A 23,254-nucleotide genomic window follows, 5' to 3' on the forward strand; every position below is an offset into this window, starting at 1 on the left:
TTATTTATTTTGACCATCCAAATTTAGGGGGAGGATTTTTAATGGATCCAAGAGTTGAGAAACGTTTAGGATTAAAACAATTAACAAATAAAGTTGTATCTGCTGAAGAAGCTGCAAAACTTATTACTGATGGCGATGTAGTTGCAATGAGTGGTTTTACACGTGCTGGAGATGCAAAAGTTGTACCAATGGCATTAGTAGAACGTGCTAAAAACGAAAAATTCAAAATTGACATTTACACTGGTGCATCACTAGGTCCAGAAGTAGATAAGTATTTAGCTGAAGAAGGGGTTATTCGTAAACGAGGACCTTTCATTGCAGACCCAGGCATTCGTAACAAAATTAACTCTGGTGATGTTTTATATGTAGATGCTCACCTATCTCATAATGCTGAATTAGTTCGCCAAGGTATTATTGGCCCTATTAAATATTTAATTGTGGAAGCTGCTGCGATTACTGAAGATGGATTAATTATTCCTACAACTTCTGTAGGTAACTCACCAGTTTTTGCTGAGTACGCGGAAAATATTATTGTTGAATTAAATATCTCTCACCCAGAGAGCCTTATCGGAATTCACGATATTTATGTTCCTGCACCACAAGGACAACGTGAACCAATTCCAATGACAGATGCTAAAAAACGCATTGGTGAAATTGGTATTAAAGTAGATCCTGCGAAAATTAAAGCAATTGTTATTTCTGAAGAGCCAGATGCTCCTTCATTAATCGTACCACCAGACGAAGAGACTCAAACAATGGCTAACATTTTACTTGATTTCTTCCGTTCTGAAATTAAAGCTGGTCGTTTAACAAATAAATTAATGCCATTACAATCTGGTGTTGGTTCTGTAGCAAACGCAGTATTAGATGGCTTTGCAGACTCTGAATTCGAAGATTTAGTAGTAGCATCTGAAGTGCTTCAAGATGCAGTATTTAACTTAATCGATGCTGGTAAAGTAAGCTTTGCAGCTGCAACATCTATTACAATTTCTGAAGAATTACAGAAAAAAGTCTACGGCAACCTTGAAAAATATGCTGATAAATTAGTTTTACGTCCACAAGAGATTTCAAACCACCCAGAAGTAATCCGTCGTCTCGGTTTAATTTCTATCAACACTGCACTAGAGTTAGATATTTACGGAAACGTAAACTCTACACATGTTAGCGGTACAAAAATGATGAACGGTATCGGTGGTTCTGGAGACTTTGCTCGTAACGCTCGTCTAGGAATTTTCGTAACAAAATCTTATGCAAAAGGTGGAGCAATTTCATCTATCGTTCCAATGGTATCTCACGTAGACCATACAGAGCATGACGTTGACGTAATCGTAACTGAACAAGGTATTGCTGACTTACGTGGACTAGCTCCAAAAGAACGTGCAGCATTAATTATTGAAAACTGTGCACACCCTGATTTCAAAGAACAATTATGGGATTACTACAACCGTGCTGTAGAAGCTACTGGTAATGCACAAACTCCTCATATCTTAGAGGAAGCACTTTCTTGGCATGTAAACCTTGCTAAAAATAAAACAATGAAAAAAGAAACTTCAAACGTTTAATAAAAATAAGGAGCTGTTCAGAAATATTCTGAACAGCTCCTCTTTTATTATTTATTGGTCGAACTACCATATTATCGATGTCCATTACGTTACCTTTTTGGACATTTTAAACTCTAATGTACTTGGTGTTGGTTGCTTTCATTATAATAAGCTAATGCCGTTTGTCCTCCACCTTCTCCGATGAAGTTATTTTCACGAATTTTAGTACTTGTTGACCCTGCGCCTGTTTCGGCGATTTCCTTCAAAGAATTGTATTTCATTCCGGAATTTTGTTGCTGCTGAGATCCTAAAAACGAACTTGCTTTCATCTGCATATTTTTAAATAGCTTCATCACTTGATCACGGTTCCTTTTCTTACTTAAAAATGAAGCAGCTCCTGCAACTAATGCTGTTGCCACTACACCTTTCCCTTTCAATTTGGCCATACATAATCCCTCCAAAATGTTTGTATGCATTATTTTGCCCTTAATAATGATTTTCAAACTTATTTCATGAAAGAATGAACCTTTTAAAATATGGCAACTATAATGAATTTAGACACAAAATCAAAAATTTTTACATAATATTGCTTTTTGTTCTTTATTGTCTAATTTTTTATCAAAAAATTATTATTATATTATGAATACTTTAGTTAATAGATGAATAACCTTATATTACTGTTCTATTTTACACTCTATGAATGGCAACAATTAAATAAATCTATGTACCTGCATTAACAGAAGTAAGAGTTAAACATTATAGCGATAAAAGGAGAGGAAGAATTGTATGAATAATTATGATTTCACTTATGATTGGAAAGAAGTTACCTCAATAGCCGTCGCATCAATCATTCTAACTACACTTATTTATGTTTTTTCTAATCTTTATTAAAGACACCCTCAGCAGTAGATTCTGGTAAAATGCCACCATATTGATTACTCAACATAAGCAAATTATAATTTTTTACTTAATACAAAAGGCAATCAAATTGTTCTAGATAACAATTTGATTGCCTATTTTTTATGCTTTTACATCATCGTACGCATCGCTTTTTTCAAACGCTGATACAACGTAAGAACATATTCCATTCATTTTATATTGATTTTCTCTAGCATAGTCAGCAGCTCTATCTAACAGCTTTTTTGCTACCCCTTGTCCGCGCAATGCATCAGAAACGTAAGTATGAGTCATGTCCATAACACGATCATGCTGAGTCCACTCAATTTCCGCTAATTTTTCCCCGTCTTTCTCATATTCGAAAGCAAAATGATTTGGACTTCTCTCCGATAATTTAAACTCCATTTTCATCCCTCCCATTTCCTACTAATATAACATATCTTAATTTTTATTTTAATTCATTTGCTTTTTTCTACATCGCCATATGCAGCATTATTTGAACCAAGATGAAATGGTATCAATTAATTTATTGAAGAAATCTTTCACACTACTCCAAAATCCTTCATCTTGAAGAATGTCGCCAAATTTCTCTTCAAATTTAGTTGTTAAATCGGATAACTGATCGGATAGCTTCGAAAAGTCGATATCCAACTGGCTTATACGATTCATTAAATCAACAAGTAATTGACGGTCTTGTTCACTTAACTCAATGTTTAACTTTGATAATTGATCTTGTACAATCTGTTCTACTTCTTCTTTTGTAGCAGGATTTAGTTCTGCAATTTGCTGCTTAATACCTGTTAATAATTCAGCAATTTGTTCATCAGTAACATTTGCATTTTCAGCAATTTGTGTAGCTACAGATAATTCATCATTCGCTACATCTGTTCTCTCAATATCTAATGTTTCCCCAGTTTTCACTTCATATGCTTTATAAATCCCTACAAGCGCTGAATGGCCAGTTACAGGCTTTGGAGCCGCGATTTCAACGCTTGCATCTTCAATACCTGCCGTAAGCATTGCATTTGCATACATCTCTGATGTAACCTCTGTAATATTTTCAGGTGTTACAATGCTAATAACTAGTCCCGATCCCTCTTCTTCACGAGTAATTTTTGCTGAAGAGTACATACGTGAACTAGAATTACTATTTTTTATATACTTAACTAAATCTTCACCAGTTACTGTAATTTCATCAACTTCAGGTTCTTTTTCTAATTGCAAGGCATCTTTAACAGTCTCTTTTTCTTCTTCAGAAAGATTTCCACCATAAACAACAATCGGCACTCCTAATTTTTCGTTTATTGCTTTAACACTGCCTTCTGCTGCTAAAGCATTCATTGGAAGAAGCAATAAAAAAACTACACTTAATAAAGATATAAACATTGAAAACCCTTTACGTTTCATTGTTATCTCTCCTTTCAAAACAAATCCTCAAATTTTATGATTTGTTCATTCAATTAATACGTAAAAAAAAGCAAAAGGTTCCAAAACAAGTTGCACAAAGATTGAGCCCCAAGAAAATAATATAGCGAAAAATTAAGCTGTGACAATCAAAATAGTCACAGCTTTACTCAACCTAAGTACTATAAAATTTCAGTCCATCCATCTTGTTGCTTTACTTTACCATTTCTCATCAATGTACCTAGGGCACGTTTAAATGCACCTTTACTCATATGGAACATTTCTGAAATTTCTTCAGGCGTTGATTTATCACCGAATGGCATTTTTCCCCCAACGCTTTGTAAATAGTCGTATATTTGTTCAGCATCTTTCCCTAAACGTTCGTGCTTACGGGGAAGCATCGAGCCATTTAAAGATCCATCTTCCTTCACTGCAATAACTCGAACGTCTACTTCTTGACCAAGTCTAGGCTCTTGCTCCATTTCAGTATTATGGACAAAAATTCGATAAGGAGTTTCTGTACCTAGCAAGAAAGAGCCTACTGGCAATAAACGGTAAGGTCGCGCTTTTATGTTTTTATTATGCATATCTTCAAGAGCACCCTCGTAAAGTTCATTTACCTTTTCTTCTGTTACTAAACGGCCAAATAAATCTCCATTACGGTCAGTACGAAGCGTCATATATAAGTGGTCTCCTACTTGGGGCCATAATTCCCTTAAAGGTGGTAAATCTTCTTCTTTTACCAATACCTCTCTTGAAGAACCAATATCAACGAATGTGCCCTCTTTTGTCACCTTTATAACCCGCGCCCAGCCATATTCACCTTGTAATATTTGTGGTATTGCTGTTGTCGCCTGCAAATTTCCACGTCGATCTGCATAAAGGAAAACTTTTATACGATCACCGATAGTAAGAGGTTGTTGTACCTCAGAGCTATTCAAAGGAATTTCCAATACACCGTTTGTCAATATCCATTTTGAAACTTGCTCTTCAAGTACTGTTAACTCATGAACTTCACCTGATTTTAATTCGCTCAATTTCGTCTTTCCTTTCAGCTTACTAATTTTTCATTGTGTTATTGTTCTTTCATTTCTTCGAGTTTTTTTACTAAGTGCTCATTTTCTTCTAAAAGTTGCACTAAATCTGCAATTCGATCAATTGAATTCCAGCTTAAGTGGTGCTCAATACCTTCAACATCCTCGTAAATTCGTCCTTCATCTACGCCGATTAGACGTAAAAATTGTTCTAGCAATTCATGTCTTTTCACTAGACGTTTTCCTAGCTTTTCACCTTTTGATGTTAGTGTTAGCCCTCTATATTTTTCATATACTAAATATCCGTCTTTATCTAATTTTTGAACCATTTTTGTTACGGAGGAAGGAAGAACAGATAATGCTTCAGCTATGTCAGACACCCTCGCATATCCTTTATTTTCAATTAACAAATAAATTTGCTCGATATGATCCTCCATACTAGGTGTTGGCATAACAAGTCTCCTCACATTTAAAATATCAGTTTAATTTTACTACATCCTCTATGAAAAGGTAACTTAAAACAATAAACAAATAGGTATGTATTAAAGTCAAAATGCCCAACAAGTCAATTAGACAAGTTGGACATCTTTTTATGATCTGGTTTTTTGCCTACTGCATGAATCGATAAAATAATTTGTTTATTTATCATTTCAATATTTTCAGGTGATTTAAGTTTTCTGAACGCTTGATCTCTCGCTTCAGCTGTTGATACATAATAAGACGGTAATTGATTTAAGACGTCGGCGGCAATTTCCTTTTCACAATAATCACAATGACAAAAAGTTTGATACTCTGTTCCATATAATAGAAACTTTACAAGGCCATTAACAATTTCTTCTGTTACATTTACTAAAAATGGTTTTGACATATATGATTTCGCCTACCTAATCTTTATTATTGCTAAATTAATTACTTGCTAATCGTAACTTATATTATCTAGGTTATCAATAGGTATAGAGGTCATAAAACATACATTTTACCTATGAATTGAAATTAAGTTTATATGCACAAAAAGTATCACACCATAAATTAACAGTATACCCAATAAGTAGTGATGGGATATTTTAAATAAGTATATTTTCATACAATTAGTAACTTTTAACTGAGGTGAAAGGAGTTTAGTTTTAAAACTTAATAAAAAAAGAAGCCGCCCAGCAAGTAATAATTCTTAAACACACCTACAATTTTTTAGTAGATATAAATAGAAATTATTATTTATTTGATGCATCCTCCTCTCAGAAGAGTCATACTCATCACAAAAGAGCCGCCCCTAAATGTCTTTGGGGACGGCTCCTTTTACTTTATATTCAGTTGCTTTACCTTTAAAACTTATTCAGCTTTTAATTGAAGTTCGTACTTCGTATTAAGGTCGCCATCAATATTTGTTTCATGATATCGACCATATACCCAATTAGAAATTTGGTTATCGTACCATTTCGATTTAACATGTCCACTTTGGCCAGGTGCAACCATATGGTAGGCACTAGATAAATCACTTAAATCCGCTACAAATCTCCATGAAGCACCATGATTAACATTTCCTTCACCATCTTCTGATGCAGCTTGAACAGTCACCTTAGAACCACCTACAGACAGCTTTTCTGGGTTTAAATAAGTTGCTAAGTATTCTGAAACTCCTGATAATGGATGGTCAAAAGTTAGTTTGTTGTAGCTGCCCCAAGTCCATTTTGAAACTTTCGCACCATACTTTTTAGTGATTTCTGCAATTGTTGTTTCAAATGAATGATAGACTAGCTCGTCTACACCGCCTGCTTCGGATACCCAAACCCCTTCATTTCCTGCATATGCATCACGTAATAACTGATCTGTAATTTGGAATTTTCCAGGCATCATTTCATATACATCTTCAGGCATCGCATCTTCAAATAGTGTATCTTGAATTTCCGTCATTAGTAAATTGAAAACTAAAGGAGCACCTTCATCCTTGTTATCAAATAACTCCCACTCTTCAAGAAGTTTCACAATATCCTCATATTTCCCTTCACTATCCATCTTCTTAATAGATGTTAAAATATGTGGTAAAAACTCTTCTGCCTGTAAGTTTTTCTTATCTGATTGCATTCCTTGCATGTCACCAACAGTTAAGCCTTCAATTACTTCACCATCTTCATCTGTTTGGCCTTTTTTAACAGATTCAATCATCTCAACAATCCGTTCATAACGATAAGGCGGCGCCCAGTAATTTGTAATATGATAAGGGTATTCGTCACCTATAATTTTGTTATTTGCTGTTACAATATATCCTTCTTCTGGATTAATGACTGTTGGAAGTTCTTCATATGGTATATAACCTTCCCAACCATACTCAGAAGAATCTCCTGGTACAGGGAACTGCCCGTCGCCAGCCTTGCGAATCGGGATATTACCGTTTGCTTTGTAGGCAATTGTACCATCAGTTGAAGCAAATACGAAGTTTTGAGCAGGTGCTTTAAAATCCTCTAATGCCTTTTCAAACTCTTCCCAATTACTTGCCTTGTTATATCCAATAACTGCTTGCAACTCTTGTGTTGACTCTAGAGCTGTCCATTGCATTGAAAATACAGCAGTTGGTTGTTCTTCTTCAAATACAAAATCTGAGATTACAGGGCCATGGCGGGTTACAACCACTTCATAATCAATTGTTTTACCGCCTTTTATTTTTATCGGTTCTTTACGAACTTCGGCTTGCTCCCATTTACCATCATACTTAAATTGAGTTGGATTATCTGGGTTCGGTGTTTCAATATACAAGTCTTGAACGTCTGGTCCAACATTTGTTACACCCCAAGCGATTTTTTCATTATGCCCCAATATAATACCAGGAACTCCAGGGAATATTACTCCACTTACATTTTGCTCTGGCGATTGTAAATGCATTTGATACCAGATAGAAGGAGTACCTAATCCTAAATGCGGATCATCTGCAAGCAACGGCTTTCCACTTTCTGTTCTCTCACCAGAGACTACCCAGTTATTGCTGCCATTAAATTCATTTGGCAACAAATCAGTATTAAAAGCTCCAGCAACTTCTATCGGATTTTCCAAGTTTGCTTCAATAATTGTTTTTGCATCTTCTGGATAATTAATAATTAGCTCTTTAACTTGTTCTTCTGTAAAGTTTTGTAATGCCCAATGGTTAAAGGCTTGAAGACTCCAGTTGCCGCCTAAATCATATGCCATATATTTTCCGATAGTTAATGAATCAATTGGCGTCCATTCTTCAGGTTCATATCCTAATAGTTTGAACTCGTAAGAAAGTTTACTAGTGCCTTTTACTTCGTTAATAAATGCGTTAACGCCTTCAGCATACCATTGTAAAATTTGTTTAGAATTCTCATTGTATCCTTCCCAAGATTTTTCTGCTGCATTTCTTAAACTAAACGTACGGAAAAATTTATCAGATTCAACAGCTGATTCACCTACAACCTCTGCTAAAGTACCGCTGGCTTGTCGTCGAGCTAAATCCATTTGGAAAAGACGGTCCTGGGCTTGTACATACCCTTGAGCGCGATATAAATCCGCATCAGAATTCGCTTCAATATGCGGAACACCTGTCCCATCACGAGTTACCATTACATCATCATCTAATATAGAAACAATTACTTCTCCTTCTATTGTTGGCTTAGAATTTGATACGTAAAAGTGGATTCCAACCACTATTAGTCCGCCTGCTACAATAACCAAGCCTATTATCCATATAAGCAAATCTACTATTTTTCTACTTTTTCTCTTTACTGCTTCAGTAGACATCTTTTATTCCACCCTCTCATTAAGAAAAGCGCAAGCGCCCTGCTTAGCCCCAAATTGGAGAAAGCACAAAATCCATATCTATATCAGGTCGGAATGACTAATTTCGTATGACACTTAAGCATCGAAGAAGCACCTCGACCACAAGGGACTGTAGCTTGCACTAGAACTCTTCAAAAAATTTTATAATTTCTTAAGTTAGCAAGGATCAATTTCCCTACTATAATACATTTATTTTTCAAATAAAATAAAGTATCATCATTAGATGATTTTATCATTTCACATCTTTTAATTCTAATACGATTGGACAATGATCGCTACCTAAAACTTGCGAGTGGATGTCAGCAGCCTGAATATAGTCAACTAGTCGATTAGAAACAATAAAATAGTCAATTCTCCAACCGATATTTCTCTCCCGAACTTTATTCATGTAAGACCACCATGTATAAGCGTCAGTTGTGTCCGGATTGAGATGGCGAAATGTATCGGTAAAACCAGATTGAAGCAGCTCTGTCATTTTCCCTCGCTCTTCAAAGGTAAACCCAGAATTGCCAATATTAGATTTAAAATTTTTCAAATCGATATCCTCATGCGCAACATTTAAGTCCCCGCAATAAATAACAGGCTTCTTTTTATCAAGCTGTTTTAAATACTCAATTAGGTTTACTTCCCAATGTAAACGTATTGGAAGTCGTGCTAAATCTCGCTGTGAGTTTGGTGTATAAACATTAACTAAGTAAAACTTATCGTATTCTAAAGTAATAATACGGCCTTCTTTTTCGTTTTCATCATCGCCAACCCCATATTTTACAGATAAGGGCTTATGCTTTGTAAAAATTGCCGTACCTGAATAGCCTTTTTTCTCCGCGTAATTCCAATATTGATAATAACCTTCAAAAGGCAAATCAATTTGACCTTGTTGACATTTAGTTTCTTGAATACTGAAAAAATCGGCATCTACTTCATTAAAGTAATCAATAAATCCTTTGTTCACGCATGCCCTAATTCCGTTTACATTCCACGATACAAATTTCATACTTGACCCTCTCTATGTATACAAAGCGCCCTTCATAAATAAAAAGGCGCCTTAAAAACTTATTTTGTTAAATCTTCACCAACAATCTTTACTTCAAGCTCAAGATCTACATCAAATTTTTCTTTAACAACCCTCTTAACCATATTAATGGTCTCAATGTAATCTGTTGCTGTGGCATTCCCCTTATTAATGATAAAACCGGCATGCTTGGTTGATACTTCTGCATCTCCAACACCTTTTCCTTGCAATCCACTATCTTGAATAAGCTTCCCTGCAAAGTATCCTGACGGACGTTTAAATACACTGCCTGCCGAAGGGTATTCTAAAGGCTGTTTTGATTCACGTTTAAATGTTAAATCAGCAATTTTTTCATCAATATCTTGTTGGTTTCCCTTTTCAAGTTCAAATCTAGAAGAAAGAACAAAGTAACCTTTTTTTGCGATAATACTTTGACGGTATGATAACTCAAGCTCATCTTTAGTTAATACGATTTTTTCTCCTTCTTGTGTTAAAACTGTAGAATCTATAATAATATCCTTAATCTCACCGCCATATGCGCCAGCATTCATTGCCATTGCTCCCCCAACAGATCCCGGGATTCCACAAGCAAATTCGAATCCTGTTAAGCTATTTTCTGCTGCTAGCTTCGAAACATCTTTAATTAATGCCCCACCTTGTGCATAAATTTGAGTTCCTTCAAGGTGAATCTGGTCTAGCTTTTGAAAACAGATTACAATTCCACGAACCCCACCGTCACGAACCACCATATTAGAGCCGTTCCCTAACATTAATATTGGAACATTATGATCATGCGCATACTTTACAATTGCAGTTGCTTCTTCTTCTGTTTCTGGTAAGACAAACACATCGGCTTTACCACCAAGTTTCGTCATTGTATATGTTTTTAAAGATTCATTTATTTTAATATTACTTGGATTAACTATGTTGGCTAAGTCTTGTGCCCATTGCTTAATTGTCATAAAAGCAAATTTCCTTTCTTACTTCATACTCTTTCTTAGTATGGATAATCCAAAGCTTTTTGACAAGTAATACATATCTTTTTATTTACCAAGCCTGTGACTATTTTTCGACTTCTTTAAACGTTTATGTTCCATTACCAAACAAAAAAAGCAGCAGGTTAAATGATTATAAATTTATGTTAATATAAAAATTGGGAAAAAGTTGAAACTAAAAATAGAAATAAACGTATTTGAAGATAAAAGTTTATCTTTTAAAATAGTATTGTCGAATTTCGCACCTAAAGAAGAACAATTTCAGTACACCATTACAAATTCATTACTTCAAAGATTTTATGAATTACCATACATTTTTATTCATTTCGACAATTTTTATAGTTAACTGGGGGAATGTAGAATGTTTTTTTTCGAAGATATTATGTTTAACCTTGTGCCAATATTTATAATAATTATTGCCATTATTGTGTTTGGAAGTATATTGTTGAAATTTACTGCTGGTATTAAGCAAAATGTTAAAAATAATGCTTCTCCTGTTTTGACAGTACCTGCCCAGGTTATTGCAAAACGCACGGAGGTACGCGGCGAACATTCCCATACTTGGTATTACTCAACATTTGAAGTTGAAAGTGGGGATCGTATAGAATTTGAAATTTCTGGTAAAGAATATGGGCTGCTAGCAGAAGGAGATTTAGGACTCCTTACTTTCCAAGGAACACGATTAAAAGGCTTCGAGCGAAACCGTTAATAACAAAAATTCTAAAGGGCTATCCAGAAAATAATTACTTTCTAGACTGCCCCTACTTCTTTTAAAAATATATGCTCACTACTCTTGTTTCAGTGGTTATCCATCCTCGCAAAAAAGCCATCCAAAAGTGATTTTTGGATGGCTCCTTTACATTTATTTTTACGCAGTTACTGTTGCTAATTTTTGTGCAGCAGCTTTAACACGTTCTAAACCTTCTGCGATAATTTCTTGAGCTTTATTTGGTTCTGCATTATGACCTTCAATAATTACTTCTTCAAGAAGCTCCATACCTGCAATACCACTAAATACATTTTTAATGTAGTTAGCTGACATTTCCATTGGTTGTGCTTCTGGAGATGAGTAGTACCCGCCACGAGCATTTAATACAACATATTTTTTATCTGTCATCAATTGAACCATTTGACCTTCAGAATTATATTTGAACATATAGCCTGCTGAATATACATAATCAACAAACGTTTGTAGAACTGCAGGGATTGTTAAGTTCCAAAGAGGGAAAGCAAATACTACTACATCAGCAGCAGTTAATGCATCCATTGCTTTTTGTTTTGCAGCTAATAATCTAGACTCTAAATCAGTTAATTCTTCACCATTTTGAACTTTCCCGAAAGCGTTGAAAAGATCTTGTCCAAAATACGGCATATCTTCTGCATATACATCATATGTAGTAAGATTTAAACCAGCTACATTTTTTGCTTCTTCTACAAAAGTTTCATACATTTTAGTTGAAACACCGTCAGGACGGTTATTTGCTTTAACTACTAATACATTTGTCATATCGTTTTATTACTCCTTTATCTATTAAAATATAAATCTTGAATTCAAGACATATGGTTAATCTTAAAGGAAGATGAGAATTATTTCAACAAAACTTCCCTCAGACTTTTAGCTGATTTTTAGTACTTTTCAACAATTAGATAAGCTACTATAGATCACATTGTCCATCTGAACAAATGCTACCGTTATCTCCAACTATTTTCAATTTCGGCTTAAGTCCTGCTTCACTTGCAGCTTTTGCTATCGTTTGGTTAAATAATGGTTGTGGTTGTGCACCAGAGATACCATACTTATTGTCAATCACAAAAAATGGAACTCCTCTTACTCCTAAGCTTTGTGCCTCTAAAATGTCTTGCTCAACTTCATCTGCAAATTGATCACTATTCAAAACATCTTGTGCATCCTTCCGGTCAAGACCTACTTCTTCAACTAAATTTAATAGGACTTCGTATCGACCTATCGCTGCCCCTTCTAAAAAATATGCCTTCAATATTCTTTCACTAAGTTCCGGACCCCTTCCTTTTTTGGCAGCCCATTTGGCTAGTCGGTGTGCAGCATTAGTATTTGCATTTTTCATAATATCAAAATTATATTGAAGACCTACTTCTTTAGCACGCTCAGCAACATTATTAGTCATTTTTTTAGCTTCCGCTTCTGTAGTATTATATTTATTTGCTAATGAAGTATAAACTGATTCTTCGGCATCCAGTGGAGTATTTGGGTCTAGTAAAAAGCTTTTTAACTCTACCTCCACTTGACCTTCATACCCAGAGTCTTTAATAGCCTTTTCTAGTTGACGTTTACCTATATAACAAAATGGACAAACATAATCTGACCATACTTCTACTTTCATGTTTCATTCCTCCTTTTTCATCAGTTTACGTATGAATTAATTTTCCTACAATAAATGTGCTCATATGAATATTGTTTTCACATTTATCCAATACTTTTAAAAAATGAGTATAATTGGGGGCGCTTATGCAAAACTCTCTTTGGCTAAAAGACGTTGAGTCATTATCATTACCTACATTATCAAAATCTTTAGACTGTGATGTTTGTATAGTTGGCGGTGGTTTAACAGGAATATATACAGCATATTTACTCGCAAAAAAAGGCATTAATGTTATACTGCTTGAGGCAAAGCCTTCCGTTGCACTTGGTACAACTAGTCATTCAACAGGAAAATTAACTCCTCAACACGGTATTATTTTTTCAAAACTTTTAAAGAATTTTTCTGAAGGTGATGTTCGTACCTATTATCAAGCAAATAAAAATGCAATAGATTCGGCTTTACAGTTTGCACCAATTGAAACATATCAAAAAATAGATTCTTTTATATATGCACAAAGCAATTATGGCAGCCGGACAATTCAGGATGAATTGAATGCCTATAAAAAACTTAATTTACCAGGCTATGAAACAACAGATACTGAGCTGCCGATTCCTATTACATCTGCATTAAAAATGGAGGATACAGCACAAATACATCCTACAAATTTCACACTCCATTTTGCCAAGCTCGCCTTGAAGGAAGGGGCAACTATATTTACAAATTGCCGTGTAACTAGAGTGATTATCGATGAAAAAATAGTTGAAACCAATAGCGACAGTCGTATATCCTATAAAAACTTAGTACTATGTACGCATTATCCAATAGAATCCATTAGAAATTTATATACAACAAAGCTTTCCATTGAACGCTCATATTTAATGGCTTCAAAAGCTAGCGAGCTGTTACAGGGGCAGTATTTATCCGTTGAAAATCCTTCAAGGACCATAAGGACTGCATTGATTTCAAACACACCATATTTTATTTATGGAGGAAGCAGTCATAAGGCAGGTGCTATTAAACATACAAAAAGCTATTACAAAGACCTTGAAACCGAATTAGTTTCCAATTTCGACCTACCTAAGCCAACGTACTTTTGGAGTGCACAGGATCCAGATACACCTGATTACATTCCTTATATTGGGCAGCTTACTGATAGCGAGCCTAATATCTATATTGCAACGGGTTACCGTAAATGGGGGCTTTCTAATTCGCTAGTAGCAGGAGAAATTATTTCAAGCGCAATTACTAAAGAAGCCCATATGGCAGCATCCTTATATAGCCCTTCAAGAGGACAATTTGGCCGAAATCTTTTATATTCCTTAAAAAATATTGGTTTTGTTGCAACAAGTCTGGTTGGTGGTTATATTACAAGAATTGAAGCACCTAAATGTACACATCTAGGATGTAAAACAAGATGGAATGAGGCCGATGAAACATGGGACTGTCCATGCCATGGATCCCGCTTTGACAAAAATGGAGATATAATAGAAGGGCCAGCTGTCTATCCTTTAAAATTAAAGAAACAAATGTAAAAAGGATTCATCCAAAAAAACTACGTAGAATTAACTTTACTGCGATAAGGATAGTTATTGCCACAAGGAGCAATGTTTAATTAATAAAAAGAGGGGCTTTTACAGAAAAGTAAACTTTTCTGTAAGGCCCCTCCTTATTTATTAAAGTGCTTCTGTTAATACTGGCACGATTTGTTTTTTACGTGATACAACACCTGGTAAGTCAACTAAGTCGTTGTCTAATTGTTTACCAAATGCTTTTGCTGCTGCTTCAGCCGCGCTTCCTACAACTACAGCTGTAGAATCGTTATTTAAAATATCTGTTACTACGAAGAAGAATAACTGTAAGCCATTTTCTTCAATGTTCTTATTTAATAAACTTACTAATTCATCCTTGCGATTTAATACATCATTTATATCAACTGCATTTACTTGAGCAACTATTGACTTTACTTCACCAAATGTAAATTCTTTCGCATCTAATGATAATAAATCTTCCAGTGATTTATCAGAAAGGTCTGCACCCGCTTTTAACATCGCTAAACCATATTCATTTACATCTACACCAGCTTTTTCAGCTAATTCTTTACCAGCTTGTACATCTTGTTCTGTGCAAGTTGGTGATTTGAATAATAATGTATCTGAAACAATTGCAGAAAGCATTAATCCTGCAATATTTGAAGGAATTTCCACATTATTTTCTTTGAAAATTTTATTTAAAATTGTCGCTGTACAGCCAACAGGTTCTGCACGGTAGTAAAGTGGATCAGAAGTTTCAAAGTTAGCAATACGGTGATGATCGATTACTTCAGTTACTTTAACTTCTTCAATCCCATCTGCAGATTGCTGACGCTCATTGTGGTCCACTAAAATTACTTCGCTTGCTTCATTTGCAACATTTTCAATTAATCGTGGTGCTTCGAAACCAAACTTTTCTAATGCATATTTTGTCTCGTTGTTCACTTCTCCTAGACGTACTGCCTCTGCATCTACGCCAAGTTGTTGTTTTAAATATGCATAAACGAGTGCAGAAGTGATTGTGTCTGTATCTGGATTTTTATGTCCGAAAACTAATACTTTGCTCATTCAATGAGTTCCTCCTATTTATGAATGTTCTTAATTCCGAGTATATTTTATCATACCTGTTACTGAATAGAAAAATAGAACTTGTTGTGTTTTTAGAGTGAACGAGCGCCTTCCGCTTTTCTTATTGTCCAGCTTCAGGCGCTAGCTCCTCGACAACTTCGGTGCTTCCTTCAAGGGCAAAAAGCGCCCTTTCGTCAGCCCCTCCAGTTGTTGTCGGAGCTGAACGAGCGCCTTCCGCTTTTCTTATAAAAAGCGCATTCGTAAATGCCCCCGCAATTTACGAATACGCTCTCGAAAGTATGATTAGATATTTTGTGCTTTATCTAAAAATAAAAAGTTACTCTCTATTTGTGCATTAGATTTTTGGAATGATGTATATTGTTTTTTATTTTGTGCAACCATTCCTTCAATAAGTGCATGGATTAGTGAATGTGATGCTGTAATTACTTCTGTTGAAGAATGCTTATGCCCACCTACCGTAAAGATGACATCTGCATAATCACGAATTGGTGATAAATTTGAGCTTGTAATTGCGATTACTTTGGCATTCTTATTTTTCGATAGTTTTGTAATCGTCAATACATCTTCAAGTACAGTATCTAGAGCAATTACGATGAGCAGCGATTGATCATCCATTCCGCTAATCTGCTGTACAATATTCTCCACATCGTGCTGGATTTGTTTTACATGCTTGCGATAGCTGCTTAAAGTGCTTGTTAAGAAATTTGCAGAAGGTGAAGATTGTCTAAAGCCTAATACATATAAGAATTTCATTTCATGCATCCACTTTATAGCTTGTTCGAACTTGTCCTCATCAACTTGTTGAATCGTACTTAAAATACTCGTGATATCACGATTCATCACCTCACTGACAAGATGCTCATGTTTTTTTGTTAAAAGCGGATGATCATAAATAGGAGATTCTTTCTTTTCCATTAGATCTTCTTTAACCTTCTCTTGCAATTCACAAAAACCAGATAATTCCATCGCATAACAGAACCGAATAACAGTCGATTCACTAACACCTATCAACTTCCCAACATCGGAAGCTATATGAGTCGCTATGATATTTGGGTTATCAATAACAAATTGAGCAACCTTGCGTTGTCCTCGAGATAAACGGATAAAACGCTTCTTTATATCATCACATATGCCCATTTTAACTTCGACTACCTCCTTATTTTGTAAATTGTACAATTTAATAAGAGATAGGTTAACACTATTATTGATTGAATACAATGAGTTTTCAGAAAAAACTTTATTATGCTAAATTAGAAAGTCAAAAATTTGTCAAATCTTAGTATGATTCCCTCAAATAAAATTGAAGAAATGAAAAGACTGACCATTAATTAAGAATTTTTAGGCAGTCCCTCTAAATATAAGTTTAAAAATATTACTCCATCAGTACTTAGCATCCTACTTGCAAATGAACTATTTAACCCAATTCTCATAATCCTTACTACTGTAAAGGTAATTTGGCAACACACGTTCTTTTTTAAGCTTATAATTCTAATTCTGTTTGTTTTGTTTCTTTTCCTAAAAATAATACCGCTGCAGCCCCAATAAGTATCGATACGCAAAATATTGCAAAAATAGACCCAATACTATATTCAAGCTTTAATAAATAGCCAACAAGTAGAGGACCAAAAATTCCTCCTATACGGCCTACTGCGGCTGCTATCCCCGCACCGGTTCCACGAATAACCATCGGATATTGTTCTGGAGTATAAGCATATAATGCTCCCCATGCTCCTAAATTAAAGAATGATAGTAAAATACCTGATATAAGTAATGCCGTTACGGTTTCAGCATTACCAAATACATATGCACTTGCAGCAGTACCGATTAAATACGTCACAAGGACGAATTTTCGTCCAAACTTCTCTATAAACCACGCTGCTGTAAAATAACCGGGAAGCTGTGCGATAGTCATTATTAGAACGTACTTAAAGCTTGATATTAAGTCAAACCCTTTTCCAACCATTACACTCGGCAACCATAGAAACATTCCATAGTAAGAAAAAACTACCGTAAACCATAGAATCCAAAGCATCAAAGTTGAACGGACATATTTTTTCTTCCAAACCCCCGCCATATTTTGCATAATGGAACGATTTTTTGCTTCTGGTTTGGCTGCAAACTGAGGTGAGTCAGGTAAATGCATTCTGATATAAACCGCATAAAATGCTGGAATTGCTGTTAGGATTAAAGCAACCCGCCATCCTTCAATTGGCCAGAATTCAGCTGGTATTACAAAATAAGAAATAATCGCAGCTATAAGCCACCCTGCAGCCCAAAAGCTTTCTAGCAACACTACTACTCGACCGCGTTCTTTTGCTTCTACACTTTCCGATACTAGGGTTGAAGCAACTGGCAGCTCCCCTCCTAACCCCATACCAACAAAGAATCGTAAAATCATAAATGCAACAAATGTCGTCGTTAATGCAGAGAGACCACTAGCAACAGAAAAAATGATTAAGGTCCACATAAAAATCTGTTTGCGCCCTATTTTATCTGCAAAAATACCAAATACCAAGGCACCAACTGCCATACCAATAGAGTTAATACTTCCTATCCAACCCATTTGTGTAGAATTTAGTCCCCAATCAGCGGCTAATGCGGCGATGACGAAAGACAATATTCCAACATCCATTGCATCAAACATCCAGCCAACTCCAGCAACTCCTAATAATTTATTGCGTGAAATTGGTGCTGTACTCTTTTTTACTTCCACTTATATTCACCTGTCTTTACATTTGAATTTACACCTATAACAATACACCTGTTTTAATAAAGTGACAAGGAGATTTTGGCCTTTTTATAATTTTGTTAAATTCTCATTTTCTATTGAAATCTACCTCTAACTTGCGTTAAAATGTCTTTTATATACAAACAACTGTTCATCCAGTGAGAACAAAAGGAGAATGTTCGCTATGTGGAAAGGTCTTATAGAAGAATATAAAGAATTTTTACCTGTTACTGAAAACACACCTGCATTAACTTTAAATGAAGGTAATACTCCTCTTATTCACTTAGTAAATCTGTCCAAGGAATTAGGCATTGAATTATACGGCAAAATCGAAGGCGCAAATCCAACAGGATCATTTAAAGACCGTGGTATGGTCTTTGCTGTAGCAAAAGCAATTGAAGATGGTGCAAAATGTGTTATCTGTGCATCTACCGGCAATACATCAGCTGCTGCATCAGCATATGCAGCTCGTGCTGGAATTCAATCTATTGTTGTAATACCTAAAGGAAAAGTTGCACTTGGTAAATTAGCTCAAGCATGTATGTATGGAGCAAAAATCATCGAGATTGATGGCAACTTTGACGATGCACTTGCAATTGTTCGTCAAGTTAGTGAAACAACACCTGTTAAACTAGTCAACTCAGTAAACCCATACCGTATTGAAGGGCAAAAAACTGCTGCATTTGAAATTGTAGATAGTTTAGGACAAGCGCCTGAATACCTATGCATTCCTGTGGGCAACGCAGGAAACATTAGTGCCTACTGGAAAGGCTTCAAAGAATATAATGAAGCAAAAAATACTGGTTTACCAAAAATGTATGGCTTTGAAGCAGAAGGTGCTGCTGCAATTGTTAAAGGTGAACCTATTACAAATCCTGAAACAGTCGCAACAGCAATTCGAATCGGGAACCCAGCAAGCTGGAAATTAGCTGAGGCTGCGCGTGATGAATCAGAAGGTATTATTGATTCTGTTACGGATGATGAAATTTTAGCAGCTTATCAATTAATTGCTCGTTCTGAAGGTATTTTTGTTGAGCCTGGTTCTGCAGCATCACTTGCTGGTGTTATTAAATCCGTTAACAACGGCAAAATCACTAAAGGTAGTCACGTTGTTACTGTATTTACTGGCAATGGATTAAAAGACCCTGATACAGCAATGAGCGTATCTAAAGTCGATTTAGTATCACTTAAAAATGATGAAGAAGAAATTCGTCAATATATCGAGGGAATTTTATGAGTAAAAAATGGCAAATCACTGTTCCTGGGAGCACTGCTAACTTAGGACCTGGGTTTGATTCCATTGGGCTTAGCTTGTCCTTATACTTAAATCTAACAGTGTCTCTATCAGACAAATGGGAAATTATCCATTTATCTGACCATCTACCAAAAGAGTTCGAAATAAAAGATCATTTAATCTACAAAATTGCAAAAGAAACAGCAGCCCGATTTAACAAAGAACTACCTGCTTGCCGAATCGAAATGACGAGTGAATTACCTTTTGCACGAGGATTAGGAAGTAGTGCAGCAGCTATTGTTGCTGCGATTGAATTAGCCAATATCGTCTGCGACTTAAATTTATCTACGCAAGAAAAATTAGATATCTCTTCGCAAATTGAAGGACATCCTGATAATTCATCAGCTTCCGTTCTTGGCGGTTTAACAATTTCCACAATGGATGAAAACGGAAATGTCGATACGATTCATATACAAGATTTAGATGCTTCCTTCGTAGTGTTCATCCCGACTGTTGAATTAAAGACTACGGAAGCTCGTAGCGTATTACCGGATCAGTATGACCGAAGCCATGCTGTTAGTGCAAGTGCAAATGCTAATATGTTAGCAGCTTCATTAATCTTAAAAGATTATGAACGGATAGGCCGCTATATGGAATCTGATTTATTCCATGAGCCATTCCGTGCAAAACTGATTCCTTACTTTAATGAAATTCATTATGCTGCTCGAGAGGCTGGCGCATATGGTACAGCACTTAGTGGAGCTGGTCCTACTGTTATATCTATTATCCCGACTGAAATAGAAGAGCAGTTCATCAATAAATTAGAAAAACAGTTTCCTACACATGAAATATTATTAACAAGAGCTGATCAACAAGGTGTATGTGTAGTTGAAGTAAAAAATGACGTACTAGCCTAAGGAATTTGACTTAAAAACTAATACAAATGCCCAATGAATCATATATTGAATCATTGGGCATCTTTTTTTGGTTAGTTATTTGAATATAGCTGGCCAACGGTTTTCATAAGATGTCAACATACCATGATTTTCAGGATTACTAGTCCTTTTAGTATGAGAAACAGTTTTATTTAATGGTTTATTAAAAATCATTAGAAAGGAGTAGCTCAAAATGAAAATCGGCATAATTGGAGCGACTGGGAAAGTTGGCAGCAATATATTAATTGAAGCTAAAATGAGGAATCATGATATAACGGCTATTGCTCGAAACAAAAAAGCATTACCAAACATGAATATTACAATTTTGGAAAAGGAAATCTTTGATTTAACGAAAGAAGATGCAACACAGTTTGATGTACTTGTAAATGCATTCGGTACATTCCCAGGAGAAGAAAGCCTGCATGTTAAAGCTGGGCGCTATTTAATTTCTTTATTAAAGAATAGTCAAACGAAGCTATTTGTCGTTGGCGGCGCCGGAATTCTATTTAAAGATAATGGATATAAAATACGATTAATAGACCTCCCAGAATTCCCTAAAGAATATAAATTAATCGCTAATCAGCAATTACAAAACTTAATCGATTTACAAAACTCTTCTATACGGTGGACGTTCTTAAGCCCTTCACCATTATTTGATTCTGATGGCCCTAGAACTGGTCATTATATATTAGGGAAAGATCGACTGCTTTTAAATTCACAGCATCTTAGCTATGTAAGCTATGCAGATTATGCCGTCGCAGTGCTAGATGAGATTGAAAATCCACGTTATGAGAATAAACATTTTACAGTAGCTTCAGAAAATGCTACTACTGCATCATAATAAAACAAAATAAAAAGAGTTTTCGGCTTTGCCTTTCGCCTTATACAAGAGGACGTCTTATGTAAGACGTCCTCTTTTATGCTAATAACAGTAAACTAATAGCCATAACTGCCATCCCTGCTACGAGACCATAAATTGATAAATGCGTTTCATCATATTTTTTTGCAGCAGGCAATAGTTCATCTAGCGAAATAAATACCATAATTCCTGCAACAGCAGCAAATATTACGCCGAACATAACGTCATTTAAAAATGGCATTAAAATTAAAAATGCAACAATCGCCCCAACCGGCTCAGCTAGACCAGAAATGAATGATAATTTAAATGCCTTTTTACGATTGCCTGTTGCAAAATAAATTGGAACAGCCACTGCAATTCCTTCTGGGATATTATGAATGGCAACCGCAATCGCAATAGCAATACCGACATTTGGATCTTGAATTGCTGACATAAACGTTGCAATTCCTTCTGGAAAGTTATGAATACCAATTGCTAAAGCAGTAAATAACCCCATTTTCATTAGTTGTTCTTCATTAATTGCTTTTGCATTTAGTTCTGCTGCATGTACGTCCTCAACAGTTTTTACTTCATGTGGATTATTTTTCTTTGGAATAAAGCGATCAATAAGCGCTATAAATATTATCCCTGCAAAAAATCCGACAACTGTCATCCAATAGCCCTGTGTTTCACCTAATGCGGCTGTTAATGAATCTTTTGCTTTTACAAAGATCTCTACCAACGATACATAAATCATAACACCCGCCGAAAAGCCTAATGCAATGGAAAGGAATTTTTTATTTGTTCTAGATGTAAAGAAAGCAATTAATGATCCTACCCCTGTTGCCAAGCCCGCAAATAAAGTTAAACCTAGCGCTAAAATGACATTACCTTCCATTTAGTATCCTTATCCTCTCTTTATTTTTATAATAGTATTATATATTCAAAAGTTTCCTTTGTGCAACTTTTTTTACTTAAGTTATATCTTATGCACAAGGAAAACTTTTAAATGTAGTCATAACGTCTTATAATATGTTCTTTGTATAATTTGGTTGTTTTGTTATAAATAATGCATTTGTTTTCATCTTTCAAATAATTTAAAGAGCCTTACTACATAATTTACGTAATAAGGCCCTTTATTTTTGAACAGCATATTTTTGATTTCAAAAGGTTTTGCTCAATTATTTAAACTTACCATTAAGGTGCTTTCTTTTTTTCCACTCATACCAAGCGGCACAAAAAACAAACCAGCTATACCCTAAGCACCACCCAGCTATTACATCTGAAGCATAATGTCGGCTTTCAGCAATTCTTGATAGTCCTATAAAGAATGAAAGAACAATAGCCAAAATCCATATTATAATAACTTTCTTTTTATTTGATAAAATTTCTGATAATAAATAGGCTATTGTAAATAAATACAACAATGAGAGCATTGCGTGACCCGATGGAAAACTAAACGTAGTTAACTGATCCAGAATCTCAGGTCTAGGACGGTCTATCCAATTTTTTATTAATTGATTTAAAACCTTTCCAGCTGCAACCGTTAACAAAACAAATGCCATTCCTAAATAATTTCGTTGTCTCAGCCAAAGAAAAATTAACATAAAAATCGCAACGATAATAATAGTACTTGTATTACCAATATAGTGAAATGCAATAATAAAAGAATTGCCACCCAAAAGTTCAGACATTGTATTATCTAGCCATATTATCGGAGACTTCTCATAACTTAACAATAATCCAATAAAAATAAACAGAGTAATAATGGCAATCGTAAATCTCCAATTTTTCACTGCAATTCCACCCCTTGAAAAAGGATAATCTAATTGCATTTTACCATTTGTAATTAAAATATGCCCAAGAACAAAAAAAATCCCGATATTCGGG

22 protein-coding genes are annotated in these 23,254 nt (G+C 35.2%); 6 read left to right on the forward strand and 16 right to left on the reverse strand.

From position 1 onward, the window contains the following. Window positions 1-41 precede the first annotated feature (41 nt). Window positions 42-1,562, forward strand: a complete 1,521-nt coding sequence (gene scpC, locus EKG35_RS04990) for a succinyl-CoA:acetate CoA-transferase ScpC (RefSeq protein ID WP_126293327.1) — start codon at window positions 42-44, stop codon at window positions 1,560-1,562. A gap of 113 nt (window positions 1,563-1,675) precedes the next feature. Here scpC and EKG35_RS21200 read toward each other — a convergent pair whose 3' ends face one another. The 9 genes from EKG35_RS21200 to murB all read right to left on the reverse strand — a co-directional run bounded on the left by EKG35_RS21200 (window position 1,676) and on the right by murB (window position 10,639). Then, window positions 1,676-1,987 (reverse strand): hypothetical protein, encoded by a 312-nt coding sequence (locus tag EKG35_RS21200; protein ID WP_246020186.1) that lies wholly within the window; start codon window positions 1,985-1,987, stop codon window positions 1,676-1,678. A gap of 574 nt (window positions 1,988-2,561) precedes the next feature. Beyond that, entirely contained in the window at window positions 2,562-2,843 is a 282-nt protein-coding gene (locus EKG35_RS05000) for a GNAT family N-acetyltransferase (RefSeq protein WP_126293329.1), read from the reverse strand. Window positions 2,844-2,930: 87 nt separating this feature from the next. Next, window positions 2,931-3,779 carry a DUF1002 domain-containing protein gene (locus EKG35_RS05005; protein ID WP_400195268.1) on the reverse strand — a complete coding sequence of 283 codons (849 nt, stop codon included), beginning with the start codon at window positions 3,777-3,779 and terminating at the stop codon, window positions 2,931-2,933. 245 nt (window positions 3,780-4,024) lie between these two features. Further along, a complete protein-coding gene (locus tag EKG35_RS05010; protein WP_126293333.1) occupies window positions 4,025-4,879 on the reverse strand; it encodes a CvfB family protein in 855 nt (284 codons plus the stop codon). A gap of 38 nt (window positions 4,880-4,917) precedes the next feature. Next, the gene (mntR, locus tag EKG35_RS05015; RefSeq protein WP_126293334.1) at window positions 4,918-5,328 is read right to left on the reverse strand and encodes a transcriptional regulator MntR; all 411 of its coding nucleotides are present in this window, start codon (window positions 5,326-5,328) and stop codon (window positions 4,918-4,920) included. A gap of 113 nt (window positions 5,329-5,441) precedes the next feature. Next, the gene (locus EKG35_RS05020) at window positions 5,442-5,744 is read right to left on the reverse strand and encodes a late competence development ComFB family protein (RefSeq protein WP_126293336.1); all 303 of its coding nucleotides are present in this window, start codon (window positions 5,742-5,744) and stop codon (window positions 5,442-5,444) included. A gap of 461 nt (window positions 5,745-6,205) precedes the next feature. Then, complete coding sequence (locus EKG35_RS05025; protein ID WP_126293338.1) at window positions 6,206-8,626, reverse strand: penicillin acylase family protein; 2,421 nt, start codon at window positions 8,624-8,626, stop codon at window positions 6,206-6,208. Between the two features lie 271 nt (window positions 8,627-8,897). Continuing rightward, entirely contained in the window at window positions 8,898-9,659 is a 762-nt protein-coding gene (locus EKG35_RS05030) for an exodeoxyribonuclease III (RefSeq protein WP_126293340.1), read from the reverse strand. A 59-nt stretch (window positions 9,660-9,718) separates the two neighbouring features. Further along, a complete protein-coding gene (gene murB / locus EKG35_RS05035; protein ID WP_126293341.1) occupies window positions 9,719-10,639 on the reverse strand; it encodes a UDP-N-acetylmuramate dehydrogenase in 921 nt (306 codons plus the stop codon). Window positions 10,640-11,033: 394 nt separating this feature from the next. Between murB and EKG35_RS05040 the strand changes: the two genes are divergently transcribed. Further along, on the forward strand, window positions 11,034-11,381 hold the full coding sequence (locus EKG35_RS05040) for a DUF2500 domain-containing protein (RefSeq protein WP_126293343.1): 348 nt from the start codon (window positions 11,034-11,036) through the stop codon (window positions 11,379-11,381). A gap of 159 nt (window positions 11,382-11,540) precedes the next feature. Here the strand turns inward: EKG35_RS05040 and EKG35_RS05045 are convergent, their stop codons facing one another. Together EKG35_RS05045 and EKG35_RS05050 are read right to left on the reverse strand one after the other, a co-directional pair. Continuing rightward, window positions 11,541-12,179: an FMN-dependent NADH-azoreductase gene (locus EKG35_RS05045; RefSeq protein ID WP_126293345.1), complete on the reverse strand. Its 639-nt coding sequence runs from the start codon at window positions 12,177-12,179 to the stop codon at window positions 11,541-11,543. Between the two features lie 148 nt (window positions 12,180-12,327). After that, window positions 12,328-13,032 (reverse strand): DsbA family oxidoreductase, encoded by a 705-nt coding sequence (locus EKG35_RS05050; protein ID WP_126293347.1) that lies wholly within the window; start codon window positions 13,030-13,032, stop codon window positions 12,328-12,330. A gap of 125 nt (window positions 13,033-13,157) precedes the next feature. Between EKG35_RS05050 and EKG35_RS05055 the strand changes: the two genes are divergently transcribed. Next, window positions 13,158-14,543 carry an FAD-dependent oxidoreductase gene (locus EKG35_RS05055; protein WP_126293349.1) on the forward strand — a complete coding sequence of 462 codons (1,386 nt, stop codon included), beginning with the start codon at window positions 13,158-13,160 and terminating at the stop codon, window positions 14,541-14,543. Window positions 14,544-14,684: 141 nt separating this feature from the next. Here EKG35_RS05055 and EKG35_RS05060 read toward each other — a convergent pair whose 3' ends face one another. From EKG35_RS05060 to EKG35_RS05070, 3 genes are all read right to left on the reverse strand, one after another. Then, window positions 14,685-15,608: a manganese-dependent inorganic pyrophosphatase gene (locus EKG35_RS05060; protein WP_126293351.1), complete on the reverse strand. Its 924-nt coding sequence runs from the start codon at window positions 15,606-15,608 to the stop codon at window positions 14,685-14,687. Window positions 15,609-15,911: 303 nt separating this feature from the next. Beyond that, window positions 15,912-16,766, reverse strand: coding sequence for a MurR/RpiR family transcriptional regulator (locus EKG35_RS05065; RefSeq protein WP_126293353.1), 855 nt, complete (start codon window positions 16,764-16,766; stop codon window positions 15,912-15,914). A gap of 343 nt (window positions 16,767-17,109) precedes the next feature. Continuing rightward, entirely contained in the window at window positions 17,110-18,273 is a 1,164-nt protein-coding gene (locus EKG35_RS05070; protein ID WP_126293409.1) for an MFS transporter, read from the reverse strand. Window positions 18,274-18,541: 268 nt separating this feature from the next. On the opposite strand from EKG35_RS05070, the gene thrC reads away from it, so the two are divergent. From thrC to EKG35_RS05085, 3 genes are all read left to right on the forward strand, one after another. Then, complete coding sequence (gene thrC / locus EKG35_RS05075) at window positions 18,542-19,594, forward strand: threonine synthase (protein ID WP_126293355.1); 1,053 nt, start codon at window positions 18,542-18,544, stop codon at window positions 19,592-19,594. Further along, on the forward strand, window positions 19,591-20,508 hold the full coding sequence (gene thrB / locus EKG35_RS05080; RefSeq protein WP_126293356.1) for a homoserine kinase: 918 nt from the start codon (window positions 19,591-19,593) through the stop codon (window positions 20,506-20,508). The genes thrC and thrB overlap by 4 nt, the downstream gene beginning before the upstream one ends. Window positions 20,509-20,719: 211 nt before the next feature. Continuing rightward, window positions 20,720-21,367, forward strand: coding sequence for an NAD(P)-dependent oxidoreductase (locus EKG35_RS05085; protein WP_126293358.1), 648 nt, complete (start codon window positions 20,720-20,722; stop codon window positions 21,365-21,367). Between the two features lie 76 nt (window positions 21,368-21,443). On the opposite strand, the gene zupT is transcribed toward EKG35_RS05085, so the two are convergent. Both zupT and EKG35_RS05095 read right to left on the reverse strand, forming a co-directional pair. Further along, entirely contained in the window at window positions 21,444-22,262 is an 819-nt protein-coding gene (gene zupT / locus EKG35_RS05090; protein WP_126293360.1) for a zinc transporter ZupT, read from the reverse strand. Between the two features lie 283 nt (window positions 22,263-22,545). Further along, window positions 22,546-23,199, reverse strand: coding sequence for a phosphatase PAP2 family protein (locus EKG35_RS05095; RefSeq protein ID WP_246020188.1), 654 nt, complete (start codon window positions 23,197-23,199; stop codon window positions 22,546-22,548). Window positions 23,200-23,254: the final 55 nt, after the last annotated feature.

Origin of the sequence: Lysinibacillus telephonicus (assembly GCF_003966145.1) — a bacterium.
GTDB classification, from domain to species: domain Bacteria; phylum Bacillota; class Bacilli; order Bacillales_A; family Planococcaceae; genus Ureibacillus; species Ureibacillus telephonicus.

Coding starts and splice junctions, on each gene's coding strand:
- scpC (WP_126293327.1), top strand. CDS start 42: ATGGATCCAAGAGTTGAGAAACGTTTAGGATTAAAACAATTAACAAAT.
- EKG35_RS21200 (WP_246020186.1), bottom strand. CDS start 1,987: ATGGCCAAATTGAAAGGGAAAGGTGTAGTGGCAACAGCATTAGTTGCA.
- EKG35_RS05000 (WP_126293329.1), bottom strand. CDS start 2,843: ATGGAGTTTAAATTATCGGAGAGAAGTCCAAATCATTTTGCTTTCGAA.
- EKG35_RS05005 (WP_400195268.1), bottom strand. CDS start 3,779: ATGAATGCTTTAGCAGCAGAAGGCAGTGTTAAAGCAATAAACGAAAAA.
- mntR (WP_126293334.1), bottom strand. CDS start 5,328: ATGCCAACACCTAGTATGGAGGATCATATCGAGCAAATTTATTTGTTA.
- EKG35_RS05020 (WP_126293336.1), bottom strand. CDS start 5,744: ATGTCAAAACCATTTTTAGTAAATGTAACAGAAGAAATTGTTAATGGC.
- EKG35_RS05025 (WP_126293338.1), bottom strand. CDS start 8,626: ATGTCTACTGAAGCAGTAAAGAGAAAAAGTAGAAAAATAGTAGATTTG.
- EKG35_RS05030 (WP_126293340.1), bottom strand. CDS start 9,659: ATGAAATTTGTATCGTGGAATGTAAACGGAATTAGGGCATGCGTGAAC.
- murB (WP_126293341.1), bottom strand. CDS start 10,639: ATGACAATTAAGCAATGGGCACAAGACTTAGCCAACATAGTTAATCCA.
- EKG35_RS05040 (WP_126293343.1), top strand. CDS start 11,034: ATGTTTTTTTTCGAAGATATTATGTTTAACCTTGTGCCAATATTTATA.
- EKG35_RS05045 (WP_126293345.1), bottom strand. CDS start 12,179: ATGACAAATGTATTAGTAGTTAAAGCAAATAACCGTCCTGACGGTGTT.
- EKG35_RS05050 (WP_126293347.1), bottom strand. CDS start 13,032: ATGAAAGTAGAAGTATGGTCAGATTATGTTTGTCCATTTTGTTATATA.
- EKG35_RS05055 (WP_126293349.1), top strand. CDS start 13,158: ATGCAAAACTCTCTTTGGCTAAAAGACGTTGAGTCATTATCATTACCT.
- EKG35_RS05060 (WP_126293351.1), bottom strand. CDS start 15,608: ATGAGCAAAGTATTAGTTTTCGGACATAAAAATCCAGATACAGACACA.
- EKG35_RS05065 (WP_126293353.1), bottom strand. CDS start 16,766: ATGGGCATATGTGATGATATAAAGAAGCGTTTTATCCGTTTATCTCGA.
- EKG35_RS05070 (WP_126293409.1), bottom strand. CDS start 18,273: ATGTTTGATGCAATGGATGTTGGAATATTGTCTTTCGTCATCGCCGCA.
- thrC (WP_126293355.1), top strand. CDS start 18,542: ATGTGGAAAGGTCTTATAGAAGAATATAAAGAATTTTTACCTGTTACT.
- thrB (WP_126293356.1), top strand. CDS start 19,591: ATGAGTAAAAAATGGCAAATCACTGTTCCTGGGAGCACTGCTAACTTA.
- EKG35_RS05085 (WP_126293358.1), top strand. CDS start 20,720: ATGAAAATCGGCATAATTGGAGCGACTGGGAAAGTTGGCAGCAATATA.
- zupT (WP_126293360.1), bottom strand. CDS start 22,262: ATGGAAGGTAATGTCATTTTAGCGCTAGGTTTAACTTTATTTGCGGGC.
- EKG35_RS05095 (WP_246020188.1), bottom strand. CDS start 23,199: ATGCAATTAGATTATCCTTTTTCAAGGGGTGGAATTGCAGTGAAAAAT.